Source organism: Nocardia arthritidis NBRC 100137 (assembly GCF_001612765.1).
GTDB lineage: Bacteria > Actinomycetota > Actinomycetes > Mycobacteriales > Mycobacteriaceae > Nocardia > Nocardia arthritidis.
The window spans coordinates 24,417-38,648 of record NZ_BDBB01000005.1; the positions used below are offsets into that span (position 1 = coordinate 24,417).

Annotated in this window: 15 protein-coding genes and 1 pseudogene; 7 read left to right on the forward strand and 9 right to left on the reverse strand. The window is 64.7% G+C overall.

Annotated features, from left to right (window positions below; genetic code table 11):
* Position 1: 1 nt before the first annotated feature.
* On the reverse strand, positions 2-2,068 hold the full coding sequence (locus tag NA8_RS34615) for a hypothetical protein (protein ID WP_063049035.1): 2,067 nt from the start codon (positions 2,066-2,068) through the stop codon (positions 2-4).
* The gene (locus NA8_RS04190; RefSeq protein ID WP_245663667.1) at positions 2,068-3,402 is read right to left on the reverse strand and encodes a hypothetical protein; all 1,335 of its coding nucleotides are present in this window, start codon (positions 3,400-3,402) and stop codon (positions 2,068-2,070) included. Before NA8_RS04190 ends, NA8_RS34615 begins: the two co-directional genes overlap by 1 nt.
* A gap of 55 nt (positions 3,403-3,457) precedes the next feature.
* Here NA8_RS04190 and NA8_RS34855 point away from each other — a divergent pair, with 55 nt between their 5' ends.
* Complete coding sequence (locus NA8_RS34855) at positions 3,458-3,706, forward strand: hypothetical protein (protein ID WP_245663668.1); 249 nt, start codon at positions 3,458-3,460, stop codon at positions 3,704-3,706.
* A 77-nt stretch (positions 3,707-3,783) separates the two neighbouring features.
* On the opposite strand, the pseudogene NA8_RS35665 reads toward NA8_RS34855, so the two are convergent.
* From NA8_RS35665 to NA8_RS04200, 3 genes and pseudogenes are all read right to left on the reverse strand, one after another.
* Positions 3,784-4,068, reverse strand: a pseudogene (locus NA8_RS35665) (type VII secretion target); the annotation flags it as partial.
* A 34-nt stretch (positions 4,069-4,102) separates the two neighbouring features.
* Positions 4,103-4,369: a hypothetical protein gene (locus tag NA8_RS34535; protein ID WP_174550039.1), complete on the reverse strand. Its 267-nt coding sequence runs from the start codon at positions 4,367-4,369 to the stop codon at positions 4,103-4,105.
* Between the two features lie 133 nt (positions 4,370-4,502).
* Positions 4,503-5,540 carry a prenyltransferase/squalene oxidase repeat-containing protein gene (locus NA8_RS04200; protein WP_063049037.1) on the reverse strand — a complete coding sequence of 346 codons (1,038 nt, stop codon included), beginning with the start codon at positions 5,538-5,540 and terminating at the stop codon, positions 4,503-4,505.
* A gap of 380 nt (positions 5,541-5,920) precedes the next feature.
* Here NA8_RS04200 and NA8_RS04205 point away from each other — a divergent pair, with 380 nt between their 5' ends.
* Complete coding sequence (locus NA8_RS04205; RefSeq protein WP_157106525.1) at positions 5,921-6,859, forward strand: hypothetical protein; 939 nt, start codon at positions 5,921-5,923, stop codon at positions 6,857-6,859.
* Positions 6,860-7,226: 367 nt separating this feature from the next.
* Here the strand turns inward: NA8_RS04205 and NA8_RS04210 are convergent, their stop codons facing one another.
* Positions 7,227-7,583, reverse strand: coding sequence for a hypothetical protein (locus NA8_RS04210; protein WP_063049039.1), 357 nt, complete (start codon positions 7,581-7,583; stop codon positions 7,227-7,229).
* Positions 7,584-8,214: 631 nt separating this feature from the next.
* Between NA8_RS04210 and NA8_RS34860 the strand changes: the two genes are divergently transcribed.
* From NA8_RS34860 to NA8_RS33455, 3 genes are all read left to right on the forward strand, one after another.
* Positions 8,215-8,394 (forward strand): hypothetical protein, encoded by a 180-nt coding sequence (locus NA8_RS34860; protein WP_245663669.1) that lies wholly within the window; start codon positions 8,215-8,217, stop codon positions 8,392-8,394.
* 113 nt (positions 8,395-8,507) lie between these two features.
* Complete coding sequence (locus tag NA8_RS04220; RefSeq protein WP_063049040.1) at positions 8,508-8,924, forward strand: M24 family metallopeptidase; 417 nt, start codon at positions 8,508-8,510, stop codon at positions 8,922-8,924.
* A gap of 1,020 nt (positions 8,925-9,944) precedes the next feature.
* Complete coding sequence (locus NA8_RS33455; RefSeq protein WP_369690245.1) at positions 9,945-10,202, forward strand: tyrosine-type recombinase/integrase; 258 nt, start codon at positions 9,945-9,947, stop codon at positions 10,200-10,202.
* A 15-nt stretch (positions 10,203-10,217) separates the two neighbouring features.
* Here the strand turns inward: NA8_RS33455 and glnA are convergent, their stop codons facing one another.
* On the reverse strand, positions 10,218-11,654 hold the full coding sequence (gene glnA, locus NA8_RS04225; RefSeq protein WP_063049041.1) for a type I glutamate--ammonia ligase: 1,437 nt from the start codon (positions 11,652-11,654) through the stop codon (positions 10,218-10,220).
* 252 nt (positions 11,655-11,906) lie between these two features.
* Here glnA and NA8_RS04230 point away from each other — a divergent pair, with 252 nt between their 5' ends.
* A complete protein-coding gene (locus tag NA8_RS04230; protein WP_063049042.1) occupies positions 11,907-12,362 on the forward strand; it encodes an RDD family protein in 456 nt (151 codons plus the stop codon).
* Positions 12,363-12,472: 110 nt separating this feature from the next.
* On the opposite strand, the gene NA8_RS04235 is transcribed toward NA8_RS04230, so the two are convergent.
* Together NA8_RS04235 and NA8_RS04240 are read right to left on the reverse strand one after the other, a co-directional pair.
* Positions 12,473-13,207 (reverse strand): DUF4191 domain-containing protein, encoded by a 735-nt coding sequence (locus tag NA8_RS04235; RefSeq protein ID WP_063049043.1) that lies wholly within the window; start codon positions 13,205-13,207, stop codon positions 12,473-12,475.
* Positions 13,208-13,268: 61 nt separating this feature from the next.
* The gene (locus tag NA8_RS04240; RefSeq protein WP_063049044.1) at positions 13,269-13,712 is read right to left on the reverse strand and encodes a TY-Chap domain-containing protein; all 444 of its coding nucleotides are present in this window, start codon (positions 13,710-13,712) and stop codon (positions 13,269-13,271) included.
* Positions 13,713-13,973: 261 nt separating this feature from the next.
* On the opposite strand from NA8_RS04240, the gene NA8_RS33460 reads away from it, so the two are divergent.
* Positions 13,974-14,213 carry a hypothetical protein gene (locus NA8_RS33460; protein ID WP_157106526.1) on the forward strand — a complete coding sequence of 80 codons (240 nt, stop codon included), beginning with the start codon at positions 13,974-13,976 and terminating at the stop codon, positions 14,211-14,213.
* Positions 14,214-14,232: the final 19 nt, after the last annotated feature.

Sequence of the window (14,232 nt, forward strand, 5' to 3'; positions counted from 1 at the left end):
CTCAGACCTGCGGTGGTGGACCGACGGGAGGCGGGCCCGACGGTTGCGCCGTGCTCAACGTCGGCGGAGGCGGCGCCGCAACTCCGGGATCGGCGGTGTTGGAACCGACGTCCAAACCCGTCGGATGCGCGTAGCCGGTGAAACCGCCGTACTTCTCGGTCAGCGGCGGGTTGTTGGGGTCCAAGGGAACGAGTAGACCGTTGTCCAGGATGTTCAGCCCTGTCTCGTTCTTGACGATCAGCGCGCTGTGCTTCTCCCATTGCACGACGTCGCCGGTCTTCAACTGGGCGACATCGTTGACCGTCGCCCATGGATGGTCCGCCGTCGACTCGCCCGCTGTCCCGGCGTACGCGGCCGCCGCGTCGGTGGCGGTGTTCTGCGTCTGCCGCTGCAACGCTTCCGCGATCGGCTGGGATACCTGCACAGTCGAGTTGCCGATCTTGTAATCCACCATTCCGCCCGGTGTCGTCACCGCAGGCGGAGTGCCCGCGTACGCCGGCGCAGTCACGCCGGGAGGAGCCGTCTGCTGGACCGCTTGATTCGCAGTGGCCGTCTGGGCGTTGCGGTTGCGTTCCCGTTCCCGTTCCCGGTCCTCGCGCCGCTCCCGCTCCGCGGCCCGGTCGTAGGCCCGGTCGTCGTCGGGCTGACGATTACCCTGGTTCATCATCCCGCTCATGGCGCTCATCATCGCCATTTGCTGCATGGCGTTGGCCATACCGTTGTCGCCGGTGTTGGCCGCGGGCGCGACGCTGCCGGTGTTCGTACCCGTCGTCCCCGATCCGGTCCCGATGCCGGTACCGGTCTGCAAGCCTGCTTGAGTGGCGGCCGGGTTCATGCCCAACGAGGACGTGTCCGCACTTCCGCTGTCGGAGATCGGCTGGGTGCCCGTACCCGTCTCGGTCGCCGAGGTGTCGGTAGAACCATTGATCAGGTCGTCGTAGGTGGAACTCCAGTCGTCGTTCGTGGCGCCGGTCTGCTGGGTGGAATTCTGCTGCGGCGGCGGCACATAGGGACTGTTGTTGTTGGAATTATTATTGCCGTTATTATTGTTGGCGTTATTATTGTTGTTGGCGTTGTTGTTGTTGTTCGAGTTGTTGTTATTGTTGTTATTGTTGTTTTGGTTGTCGATATTCTCGGATTTCTTCTGGAATTCCTTCGTCGCGTGCTCGTATTCATTGTCCCAATTTTCGGCAGCAGCATCTATGTGTCGCACATAGTACGACTGCTCCGCTTGTGCCGTCAGGAAGTAGTTTCCCGAATCCTTGTTCTTCTCATAAGCCACGATCTCTGACATAGAATTGTCGGCATCTTTGAAGCTGTATTTCATCTTGCCGTCGACCACTTTGGCGCCCGGGAACGCGAATTGCAGCTTCTCGTTGAGTTCTTCGGTGATCCGCTTGAGCTTCTTGAAAGTATCCGAGTTCAGCACCGCCGAGTCGTCTGTGTCTACCTTGACGTTTTTGTGCGCGTCGGTGTACTCGGTCTGCCGCTTGCTCAACTGCTCTTTCAGCGTGTCGTGCTTATCTCTGACCTGGGACCATCCGTCCGCACTCGTGACCTGCTGGCCGTCGAGCACGTTGGTGAAGTCGGGAGCGGCTTTCGGATCACGAGCACCCAACGTGTCGAAGCCCCACTGCATCGTGAACTCGGTGTCCTCGATCAGGCTGATCAGGGAGGCGCTAGCGCCCTTCGGCTGATACAGGTCGACCCGATACAAATGTTCTTTCTCGTCGGGCAACTCCCAGCCGTAGCCGTCCGCGAACTTCGGCGTGGCAGCCTCGTCTTCCTTCGTCTTTTTCGCGGCTACGACATCTTCCGGGTGTCCGGTTTTCAGCGCATCGATGATCTTCGGGTATTTTTCGGCAACATTGCCGGACGTGTCCCTGGCGAGCATTTCTCGCACCTGGGGCTCCAGCTTGTCGAAGGCTTCTTTGAACTCGGTCGAATTCAGTCCGTCCAGCGCCTTCAACGAGTCTTCGGCTTGGCCGTCCTGAAAACCGACCCCGTCCCACGTGCTCGACTCGTAGTGCTTGTTGATCTTGTTGACGGCGTCGTCTACCTTGCTCATCAGGCGCTCCTCTGCTCACTGGAGCCCTTGGACCCCGCCGAACCGTTCAACAATTCTGTAATGCGCGGGGGCACCCCGTCGGAGCCGATGGGACTGACGCTTACGCCGTGCAAATCCGTCCCGGCATCGCGCGTCATTCCAGCGTGGGGGTGCGCAAGGGCGGTGTCGGTCGCCTCCACCGTCACGCGCGCGACCGCTGGTAGCTGGGGGTGATCAGCGATTTGGCCGTACGCATAGAGCGCGTCGCGCAGCGTCTGCCGATCTGGTTCGCCCGCGGCGGCCAGCAACAGCAGTTCGTTGGCACGACGCTCGAAAATAATGGCCCGCAGCGCTGCCGCGCTCGACACGTCCGAGGGAGGCCCCCCGGGCGGAGCGTAGGAAATCCCCATCTGCCGCGACCGCAATTCAGCCGCCGTCCTGCTGTCGGCGGCGAGCATCTCCTCCAACCAGATCGCCGGAACAGGCCGACCCGTGTGCATCGCATCGAAGATCTGCTGCCGCGCGGCACGGTGGACAGGAAACTCACCACCGATGTGCGGGACGGCGGCGCGGACCCGGGCATCCGCCACTCGGGCCAGTTCGAGACACTTTGCCCGGATTTCGTTTTCGGGCACCGCGTCCGCCTGTAGCAGCAATTCGCTCGAACCGGCAAGTGTCAAGCGATCGACGAGTCCGACACCGGGGGTGGTGAAGTCGACGGCGGACTCGGCAGGCGATACCCCGCCCTCGACAGCGACATCATCGCCGAGGATGGCGAACAGGTCGTCGGAGATGGCCGCAGACGAGACCATCGCACTGATTCGAGCGCTCCTGAGTCGGCCTACCGAGCCGAACTCCGCGAGCATCCTGGCAGGGTCCGCTGTGCTCTCCAGCGCCGCGGTGGCTCTCCGGGCCGCGTTGTCCAGCACGGCGTCCCATTTCCACGGGAGGGTGACCTCGGACGGCAGGAACAGACCGGACGGCAGCCAACCACGGCCCTCGGTGGTAGTCAGCAGAATGATAGGCCCGATCGGAGTCCGCATCACCGCCACGGCCCATTCCAGACCATGCGCCGATTCGGCTACGGCAGCGAGAGTAGCGGCGAGCAAGGTACGGGCGAGTGCCAGATCCTCTCCGACCTGTCCACCCACTACCAACGACGGGAGGCGCCGCCTGTTCTCGGACGCATGCGCCACCGAAGCGAAAGGACCTGTTGCCAGAGGCGCGGGCATCCCCGCGGCCATTCCCGCGGCATCGCCGGGAGCAATCGCCGGGAGCGGTTCCAGCACCGGTGGCGCACCCAGCCCACCGACTGCACTTGCGGCACTATCCGAATCGCCGGCCACGCCGGTCATGCCTGTCGTGCTACTCGAGCCGTCGACAACGGGAGCCGCATCGGTCCAATCGCCGATGTCCGGCTCCGATCCACGGACCGAATGCGGTATCGCTCCGCCCGGCGCGGCGATCCCGGTGGATGCGGTGTCGGACGCCTGCGGCACCGAGGAGACCGATGGCGGAAGCGGCTGGTCGGAGTGTCCGACGTCACCGTCGGGCACGCCCGGCGCACCTGCCGCGTCGGGCGCGATGGAAGGCCGAGGCGGCGGCTGGGTGCCGTTCGTGGAGGGCGTGTCCCCGCTGTCTCCCACCGGGGCAGTGTGATCCGTAGGCGCGCCGGGTGTCGGGCCGACACGAGGGACTGCGTCGCCGAAACCATCTCCGGCGCCTCCGATCCGATGTCTGCCGGACTGATCGGCAGCCTCGAGCGCCCTCGCAGCGGCGATCAGTTCGTCTCGCGACCGTTCATGGTTGGCGGCGAGACGTTCGGCGGTGTCATGGCGCCTGTTGTAGTAGTCCACCAGAGCCGCTCGCACTGGATCGGCGATCATGCCGTAGGTAGGCTCGAAGTCGGCGAGCCACCTGTGCGGGATTTCACCCCACTTCCGGATGTTCGCGGCGGCCAGATCGTGCTGCTCGGCGATCGCGCGCAGCTGATCCGGCTCGACATCCAGGTAATTCGGCATGCTCGGTCGATCCCTCCCGCCAGCTATCTCAGGCTCATTGTTCCGCCTTCCCAAAGTTGGGGACCTGCTGGTCCGGACCCTTTTCGCCTTGCCATTCCCGCATGACCTCCGACAGCGGCCGCGGCAGATTGTCGGTGTCGTTCATCGCGATGTGGTATTGCCGCCGCGCATCCTCCACGCTCTCGGTGACGGCGGCCATGATTTCGGCGGCCAGCTCTCCATTGTCGAACCGGGCGCAGGTTCCGGGCGCCAGGTAGAGGTCCAGCAACCGGCCGGTCGCGTCGACTTCGGGAATGACCAAGCCGCTCGGGGACGGTCGGCGTGCGACGATCCCGTCGGACCGTTCGCGCATTGCGGCGATGCGGTGTCGCAATTCCCGCCCCAGGCCGAGTGCGGCGCGTACGTTGGGGTGAATTTCTCGCATGGATCCTCACTCATCCGCCGGCAGGACGCCCGGCTGCACTGCGACTGACCGACGATCCTACGGGCTCGGCCGTCGGCGCAGCGGTCGTGGACTTATCTGTCGTGGTGAGCCCGAGCCGTGCTGCGCGCACGACATCCGTCAGGGCTAGCACAGCCATCGCCGTGCTGAGTAGCCTGCGATCATCGGCGAACATCTCGGTGGTCGGCGTCCGTTGACCCGGAACGAGCAGCCCCATCGAGGCCGGCCAGCCGCCGTCCGGTAGCCGCGCCGCCAGCAGCGCCTGACATAGCAGGGCGACGTAGCCGAATGCCTCTAGCCGCACGGCTGTGATCAGGCGCTGAGCGATGTCGAAGGATGGCTCACAGCCGGGATCAAGCCATCCGCTCGCCGGGCCGACAGCTTCACTCAAGCGCTCCTGCTCCGCTTCGGCGATCCCCCGCGGTATGCCGCCGGAAAGTGCCAGAAACGTCAAGTTGTGTGCGGCGACGTAAGCGTCCGAGCGCCACCAGAACGAATCCCACTTTCCGTTGTCCAGGTGGCGGCTCACAGTATGCGCGCGGATGGTCTCGATCGTGAGCGTGTCACCTAGTGCGAGAAGCGCGAGCCCTGCCATGGGAGCAACCTCGTCGTGTTCCTCTGCCCACGAACCGAATACCGGCGACGGAAAGGTGCGCACCGCGCCGACCGGTGTGATGTAGCCGGTAAAAACATCCGCCGTCAGGGGATATCCAGGATCGCGTGTGGCCATTAAGCGCACCACCCATGAGGTCGTGTCGGCATCGCACGACACTGATCGGTTGTATCCCCACCCGCCCGGTCGTTGCGAGTCACGCAACGTCGCGACGGCACGGTCGAGGGCCAGGGTACGGCGAGGATCGGGCACGAGGAGATCCTCGGCCGAGTTCAGCGCGACACCCACACATCCGGTGATCCAGGATTCGGATCTGCCGGGAGGCAATTCATAGTCGCGCCAATGGCCATCGGCATCTTGGTGGCTCACCAAGAACTCGCACGCCGCGGCGATCATTTCGGTGACATCACTGTCCACGACACCCTGCTTTCCCTCTGAGATCGGACCGGCCGGGCCACGACGCGCGCAAGCCGCCCCGGCGGTGTACGCGGACATCGGCGGCAGGCTCCCACCACCCGGCAAGGTCGCGCCCCCTGCCGATCGAAAGACATGCCACTCTCGAGCACAGCAGGGCCCGACGGACTCGCCATTCCCAGAATTGAGAACAGCGTCCCGAGGAGGCGCGGCGCTGGGGTGAGAGAGTCTGCCGATATGGGTAGAAGTGCCGCTGCGCCGTCCGCAGGCCCGGTCCACGCCAGGCGATCCTGACGATCTCGATGACTGGACCTATCGGAGAATTCCTGGTCGACGTGGCCGATCGATTGTCGCCGGGCAGTGACCCATCGACCATCCGCGCCATGATGGAACGAGCCTGCGGAGGTCAACTCGACGCGCTGGGGCCGGATGGTCACCGGGCCAGCATGTTGACGATTTCTGGCACGCCGTTCGAGGCCAGTGTCAGCGGCGGCCGGGGAAAGTTCACGCCCGCCGTTCGCTACATCACCGAGATCGCGACGCAGGAGACGCAATTCGCTTCTCGCGTCGCCGCTCACCTGGCCTCGATACGGGATCTGGTCGCATGGCTGCCCAACGGTGATGAGAGCGTGGTCGAGATGCTGCAGTCGTTTGTCACGACGCTGTATCCGGACCCTGCCACAGTGCCCGCACAGCATCGTTCGGCGACGTGGACGGGGATTGTTCATCATGTCGAGGCGCCACGTCATGCGGCTCGCCTCAAGGTTTACGGCGGCCTCAAGATCGTGCCGGGGGCACTGGACAGGCTGTGCAGTGCCTGGCCCGGCTTCGCCGGATTGGTCACCGTGCCCGATCACGAGAAACTCATCACCCCGGTGGCCGCCGCGCTCGAGGTGGATGCACGCGGCGATGTGAACCACAAGATCTACTTGAAGGCACGCTACGACGACGTAGCTGTGCCGATGAAACTGTCCCGCTACTTCGGGCATCCGGCCTGGGAACTGCTGTCCGAGTTCGTCCGGAGTGGCATCGACGCAGCCGAACTCCACCGACACGACTGGTTCGTCTGCTGTTCGAGAAGCGCGGGCGGCACCGGTTTCGGGCTCTCTCTCGGGTCGCGGCAACATACCGACTTCGGCAATCTCGTGACCGAACTCGCATCTCGCCACCACGGCACCACATACGCCGTCGACGCACTCGCCCAGGCTGCGAAGTCGTCCGGTGCCGCCTGGCGCTACTCCGCTGTCGGACTGGGCTTCTCCGCCGACCACGGCATCGACAAACTCAACGTTTACGGCACACCCACTTGGAGCACTGTGTAGTCCGTCGACGCCCGAACGCCGACGAGTCCATCTGCTTCGCGATCTCGGAGGACCACGGACCAGATGGACTCGTCGGCCAGCGCCGAGGGGCGCCTGAATAGGCGCTCCCGCACGGGCCGGAACGACCTGCGCGTTCAGCGTTGGCGGCGTTGGTTGACGGGTGCCGCTCGTGACCTTGCTGCGTACTATTCGTTCGGGTCCGGCTCGACACCCGAACCGCCGACCCTTCGCCATACCTCAGGGTCTAGCGGGTCGGTTGCGTTCGTGGGTATGGGTACGTTGACGCCGTTAGCAAGGTAGGCACCGGCGACCTCAGTTTCCCGGTTCGGGTCATCTACAGCCACCGCCCGCGTCCAAACATCCTCGTTCAGCGAGAGGTGGCCGCAGTCAGCAAGCCTCCGGATAACTTGAGAGTGTCTTCGGTCCAGGCTGCGATCCGTGCGACCATGCCAGCCGCAGCCCAGTACCTTTCGTTGAAGCTGAGTCCGTCTACCTTGTGTCGCTTGTCCACGTCGTCGGCGTGCACGATGTCCCCGTAGAGCCAGGCGTACATGAGCTGCCGATCAGTCACTGAGCTATTGTCCGTCAGGATCATGTACGCCTGCGCTGCGGGATCTTTCCGACTAACCGCGTGAGTCCATTTCTGCCGCCACCAATCGAGCGACTGCCCGCTCACTGCCGCGAAGTCATCGGGCGAGACTAGCTCGCCGAGCACATCCAGCACACTCTCGTAGTAGACCGGCTCGCCGTCGAGAATGAGCGGACGAATCCGGGCGGCTAGCGACTCAAGAGCCTCCTCCTCAGGGAACCGTTGGCGAAGGTTACGGCACGCTGCCTCGTTTCAGGATCCACCGGCCCAAAGTGAAGTTGCATCTCACTTTTACGAACGCGGTCCATCAGCTCGCGCTGATCACGGAGGAGTGAGTGCCCGACGATGCGTCGTGCTCGTAGGACGAACCGTTCCAGCGTCTCGGTCGATGACAGCTTTGCCATGCCTCTGCTGCTCCGGCTGATTGCGCGGGTCGTCTCTGCACTAGTTCGCTGCCCGGGTGCTATGCGTTACCTACATTGGAGTCGTCATCTAGGCGGTTGACGCCTATGCATCAATCACAGCCGTTGGCGCAAATGCGTAGCTGCGCACCGACTTCGGGCTGCGCCCCGAATCGGACTACCGAGAACCCACCGAACAGGAATGGAAGCACTTCCAGCAGCACTTCGAACTCCGAAAGCTGGAACTGGGCACCTGCGGACGCCCCTATGGGAGCCCCTGCCAGCATGAACACGCCTGCATCCGATGCCCGAGCCTGCGCGTCGACCTCCGCGCCCGCGACCGGCTCGCCGAGATCGCCGCCAACTTGCGCGACCGCATCACCGAAGCCCCCGCCAATGGCTGGACCGGTGAGGTCGAGGGACTACAAGTCAGTCTCAACGCCGCCGCCGGGAAAATCGCGACCCTCGACCGGATGCGCGCTCGCGAGAGCGGAACGAGCACAACGACGACCGACCTCGGGATTCCCGTCATCAACCAGCAGTGAGTTTGCTTCTGATCGCGAATCCGGACACCAAGTGATCGTGAATCTCAGCACCATCCGCTGGCGGCGGATGTTTATGGTCGCGAATTCCGACACCGCCGGATACCTTCGCAGTTGTGACCGAACTCCGCGCCTTCCGTCAAGCGTGCTACGAAGCTGCTCGACGCACCGGTGGCACGGTGATCGAATTCCGAGTGGGTGAGGGCGTGACTCCAAACTTCCATCAAGGAGTCATCACCTACCGAGACCGGCACGTCGCAGTGGTTGCGTTGCGCGATTCTGCGGTGCTCGCGGTCGCCGAGCCACGGGCGATCGATTTCGATGAGGGTGCGATCGAGGCTGGTCCCCTCACCTTTGTCGAGGCTCCCGACCTGGTGACAGCCCTGTCCGAGCAAGCAGGGTTCGAAATACTCACTGCGGCTGAGCTCGCTCGGCCTTTCGATGCGGCGGCCTGGCCCGAGCTAGACCGAGCCGACATCCGGTTCTGGAAACCAGAGACTGTCGGTGACGCCCTCTTCAACTACTGGGACTAAATCGACCCGCCTATCTGGAGGCCTTCCCGGGTCCGGTCACAAAAAACATGGCTACACCAAGACCGGGGCCGCGCCTGGCGCACCGTCCCCAACTGGCAACGGACAAAAGTCACTCCACCGACCGAGATCTCAGCTAGTCCGGAGAACATAAGAGGGGGTCCCGCTTGATGCATACGCATCAACTACGCCAGCCGACACCCTCCCGTTGTGGTCCTGCCTGTCCCACCCGGAACCCTCCGCGCGGTCTATGACGCAACCCGTCCAAACTCGCGCAGCTTCAAATGCAACTTCCGCACCCGACGCAGCCACCCACCCGGCTCCTCTTATGGTCCCCCCACTATCCACTTCCCCACCTACTTGACCCACTGGCTCTCCCTGCGCCGAAGGCGCAGGGCAACGCAAGATCGAGAAGAACTGTTCCACACTTCGACGGGACCAACCGTCTTCGGAACAACTTCGGAACAAACAGGCATCTGTCCGGCGCGCGGCGGCACCTCACACGCGGTTACGGTCTCGTTCAAGCCAGGCCGCGCACCGCGTCACATACCGAGGCAGTTCCTCGGCTTCGAACGCTCGGAGGTTCCAGTCCAAGTCTTCGAAACGATCGAGCAACCTCCACTCATCGGGAGTCCGGCACCATCTACGCGCTGGTGCAGCACCGTGCGATGCAACCGGATGTGCTGGCCGAGTTCCTCGGCACCGGCCGCAACCACGTCTACGAGATGCTCGGCCGGTTGCGCGCCGGCGGAATGGTGCACCCGCTGATGAAGGTCCACACCGGCCCGAAGTGGATCGTGCCGACCCGCGCGGCCGTGGCGCAGGTGTTCGGCCACCCAATGCCGGACTGGCAGCCCTCCCGTTTGTGGCCTGCCCGAGGCCGCGCCGTCGCCAAAGTCCGGATCGCGTTGGGCGCGACCGGGTTCTACGACTGGCGCTCGGAACGGGAACTGCGCTACGACAACCAACACCGCGGCGCGTTCCCCTCGCGCCATACGCACGATCCGCCCGAAGATAGCGAGGCTGCCGGAAGAGTTCACCTTTCAGGACCTGCGTCACTATCTCGCGTCGCTGCTCATCGCGAACGGCGCGAACATCAAAGTCGTCCAGGCGCGCATGAGGCACGCGAACGCCAAGACCACCCTCGATACCTACGGCCATCTGTGGCCGGATACGGACGAGTCCACCCGCCAGGTGATCGCTGCTGTGATCACTGAGCGAATGGACTCGAATCCGTCTACTGCGTACCCGCTGCGTACCGAAGGCCCGAATCAGGCCTAAACACGCAGGTCAGGCTTACACGTCGAAGTAGAGCTCGAACTCGTACGGATGCGGCCGCAGGTTCACCGGGGCGATCTCACCCTCGCGCTTGAGGGTGATCCAGGTCTCGATCAGGTCCTCGGTGAAGACGTTGCCTTCGGTGAGGTAGTCGTGGTCCTGCTCGAGGCGGTCGATGACCGACGCCAGGCTGGTGGGGGCCTGCGGGATGTTCTTGGCCTCCTCCGGCGGGAGCTCGTAGAGGTCCTTGTCGACCGGGGCCAGCGGCTCGATCTTCTTCTTGATGCCGTCCAGGCCGGCCATCATCATGGCGGCGAAGGCAAGGTACGGGTTGCCCGAGGAGTCCGGCGCGCGGAACTCGAGGCGCTTGGCCTTCGGGTTGTTGCCGGTGACCGGGATGCGGACCGCGGCGGAGCGGTTGCGCTGCGAGTACACCAGGTTGATCGGGGCCTCGTAGCCGGGGACCAGGCGGTGGTAGGAGTTCACCGTCGGGTTGGTGAACGCCAGCAGCGACGGCGCGTGGTGCAGGATGCCGCCGATGTAGTGGCGCGCCAGGTCGGACAGGCCGCCGTAGCCGGCCTCGTCGTGGAACAGCGGCTTGCCGTCCTTCCACAGCGACTGGTGCACGTGCATGCCCGAGCCGTTGTCACCGAAGAGCGGCTTCGGCATGAAGGTGACGGTCTTGCCTTCCTGCCACGCGGTGTTCTTGACGATGTACTTGAACAGCTGCAGGTCGTCGGCCGCGGCGAGCAGGGTGTTGAACCTGTAGTTGATCTCGGCCTGACCGGCGGTGCCGACCTCGTGGTGGCCGCGCTCCAGCTCGAAGCCGGAGTTCTGCAGGTTGGTCGAGATCTTGTCGCGCAGGTCGACGTAGTGGTCGTAGGGCGCGACCGGGAAGTAGCCACCCTTGTTGCGGACCTTGTAGCCGCGGTTGCGGGTGCCGTCCGGGTTGAACTCCGCGCCGGTGTTCCAGGAACCGGAGACCGACTCGATCTCGTAGAAGGCGCCGTTCATGGCCGAGTCGTAGCGGATCGAGTCGAAGATGTAGAACTCCGCCTCGGGGCCGAAGTACGCGGTGTCGGCGATGCCGGTGGAGCGCAGGTACTCCTCCGCCTTGCGCGCGACGTTACGCGGGTCGCGGCTGTAGGCCTCGCGGGTGAACGGGTCGTGCACGAAGAAGTTGAGGTTCAGCGTCTTGGCGGCGCGGAACGGGTCGACGCGCGCGGTGGAGAAGTCGGGCAGCAGGAGCATGTCCGACTCGTCGATGGACTGGAACCCACGAACAGAGGAGCCGTCGAACGCTAGCCCTTCCTCGGCGAGGTCGGTGGTGAAGGCCTTCCCCGGGATCGAGAAGTGCTGCTGCACACCGGGCAGGTCGCTGAACCGGATGTCGACGTATTCGATGTCCTCATCAGCGATGAATTTGATGACCTCGTCGGCCGTGCTGAACGTCACTTGTTCTCCTTACGGATCGGTTCCCAGCCAGTGTCGCTTGCATGGGTTCGTCGCGACCAGACGCTATGGATGCCGTGTTTCCCCGCAGTCAAGGATGTGTTTCGCCGGTGTTACACGTGCGTCAGGCCGCGTGGTGCTGACCACCCGGACTCGACTTGCATGGTAGTCCTGCCCCCGCCGACATGCTCGCCGACGCTGAACTGGCGCTTATGCGATCCCGGGCGCCGGTCCGGTCGCGCCTATTCTGGGGGCATGGCACGCATCACCGGCTCCTGGCTCTCCGGACCCCCGGCCGACTCCGGCGGCCCGGCAACCCCCGAGTTCCCCGGTGCCGAACTCGGCCTGCCGAAGACCGGGGCGGGCTCGCTGGCCGGAATGGGGCGCCGCATCGCCGCCCTGTTCGTGGACTGGATGATCGCGCTCGGCATCGCCGCGCTGCTCGTCCGCGGCGGTTCGGCATCGAGTGTGACGTTGCTCATCTGGTTCGTCATCGGCGTCGGCGCGGTCACGCTGTTCGGGTTCACGCCGGGACAGTATTTCCTGCGGCTGCGGACGGTGCGCATCGACGCGGACGCGCCTGTCGGGTTCGTCCGGGCGCTGGCCAGGCAGGTCCTGCTGCTGTTCGTGGTGCCAGCGCTGTTCACCGACGCCGACGGGCGCGGCATGCACGACCGCGCGACCGGCACGGCACTGGTGCGTTCCCGCTGAGCGCCGGTTTCGGCCGGTAGCGCGAACCGGGCGCGGCTCGAGTCAGTCCTCGCCACGGTTGCAGTCGAAAGGCCCGCGTCCTCGGACGCGGGCCTTTCGGCCGAGCAGGATCAGCGACGGCGGATGGTCCGCTGCACGCCGCGCATCTTGGCGCCCGCGGGCATCGGCCCCTTCGGCAGGGCGGGCCCGCCGCGCGCGCTGAGGGCGGACAACCGGCCCTCGATGAGGTCCATCCGCTTGGTGTCGATGTTGCGCGGCAGCTTGGTGAGGTAGCGCTGCAGGTCCTTGAGCGGAACCTGGCCCTCGTCGTTCCCGATGACGACGTCGTAGATCGGGGTATCGCCGATCAGCCGGGCGGTACGTTTCTTCTCTTGGGCGAGCAGCGACTTGACCCGTTGCGGGGAGCCTTCGGCGACCAGCACCACGCCGGGCAGGCCGATCACGCGATGCACCGCGTCCAGTTGGGTGGTGGCGGCGATGCCGTTGCTCACCCGCCACTTGCCCTGGAGGTTGTCCAGCACCCAGGCCGCGGCGCCCGCCTGGCCCTCGGCCTTGCGGTAGACGCTCTTCTGCACCCGCCTGCCGAAGATGATGAACGCCACCAGCGCCCCCAGCACCACGCCCAGCGGAACCAGGAACCAGGTCAGCCCGAAGACGAGGCCGATCACGACGAAGACGGCGGTGATGCCGACCAAGGCGCCGATCATCAGCGGCAGCAGCAGCTTGTCTTCCTTGCGCTGCATCTGGAACGCCTGCCACAGCTGTTTGCGGCGTTCTCTCGACTGCTGCTTGCGGGCCGCTTTCGCCGCGGCCTTCGCTTCCTTGGTGGGCTTGCCTGCTGCCATGTCTCTCAGAATAGTGCCCAGGTAGTCGCGGCTTTGCCGTGGGACAGCGGCCTGGTCGGTTCTACCCGCGCCGGGCGATCGGGCCGAGCACCGTGAGATCCAGGTCACCCGACGCCTCGGTCCAGCCCATCGCGCGCAACTCGACGGGGGTCGCCACACCGAGGGCGTCGCGCAGGCCGACGACGACCGAGCGGGCGAACTCGACCAGGCTGTTCGGCGCGATGGGCCAGAACAGGGTCCTGGTCCAGTTGTCCGCGTCGCGCCGCACCGCAGGCTCGTGCCAGCCCAGTGCGCGCAACTCCTGCGCGGCCGGCTCCGGTATGGGGTTGCTCAGGTAATGGTTCCCGGCCAGCTCAGCGGACAATTTGATGTCGTATTGGACAAATTGGACATAGCGATTTCCGGGTGCGGCGATGATCAGGGTTGCCCGCGAGGGCAACTCCGAAAGACAATGCGCCAGCGCTCGCACGAACCGTTCCCAGTCCGCGACAGCCTGCTCGTCCACTCTTCCCCCGGGTATTCGCACTGGCATGATCATACGCCGAGCCCATCGGACACCGGATGGATTACCTTGCGTCACCGAAGAGTTGGACCGAGCCATAGCCATTCACCATGGCCTGCCCCGTCGTTACGCCGCCACCGAATCCCGTTATGTCTCCTCCACCCACGTGACCTGCCCGTATCGCCGGAACGCCGGCATGCTCAGCTTGCCGCTCGCCGGGCGCAACGTCCAGGACGCGACCACGCAGACCGCGAAAGATCCCGTGTGGAAAAGATGGACGACCGCCGATGCTCGCGCCATGTGCGAGATGAATGCACCGGCGAGGTCGAAAAACGCACCGGCGTAGGCCCATTCCTGCACAGCGGGAAACACGGCGCCGCGATCGCCGTCGCGCCGAGAATCTTCCAGAATCCGAGAATGGTCAGCACGTACGCCGGATATCCCGGCTCGATGTTCTCTGCCATCGTCCATGCTTTCGCGGCACCGATGCGCGCACGGCGGTAACGTTCGGCCGCGGCGTCAT

Excerpts from the sequence above, each read along its gene's own strand:
- NA8_RS04235 (WP_063049043.1), bottom strand. The coding sequence starts at position 13,207 with ATGGCAGCAGGCAAGCCCACCAAGGAAGCGAAGGCCGCGGCGAAAGCG.
- NA8_RS04190 (WP_245663667.1), bottom strand. The coding sequence starts at position 3,402 with ATGACCGGCGTGGCCGGCGATTCGGATAGTGCCGCAAGTGCAGTCGGT.
- NA8_RS04230 (WP_063049042.1), top strand. The coding sequence starts at position 11,907 with ATGGCACGCATCACCGGCTCCTGGCTCTCCGGACCCCCGGCCGACTCC.
- NA8_RS34615 (WP_063049035.1), bottom strand. The coding sequence starts at position 2,068 with ATGAGCAAGGTAGACGACGCCGTCAACAAGATCAACAAGCACTACGAG.
- NA8_RS34855 (WP_245663668.1), top strand. The coding sequence starts at position 3,458 with ATGTCCGGCTCCGATCCACGGACCGAATGCGGTATCGCTCCGCCCGGC.
- NA8_RS04205 (WP_157106525.1), top strand. The coding sequence starts at position 5,921 with ATGATGGAACGAGCCTGCGGAGGTCAACTCGACGCGCTGGGGCCGGAT.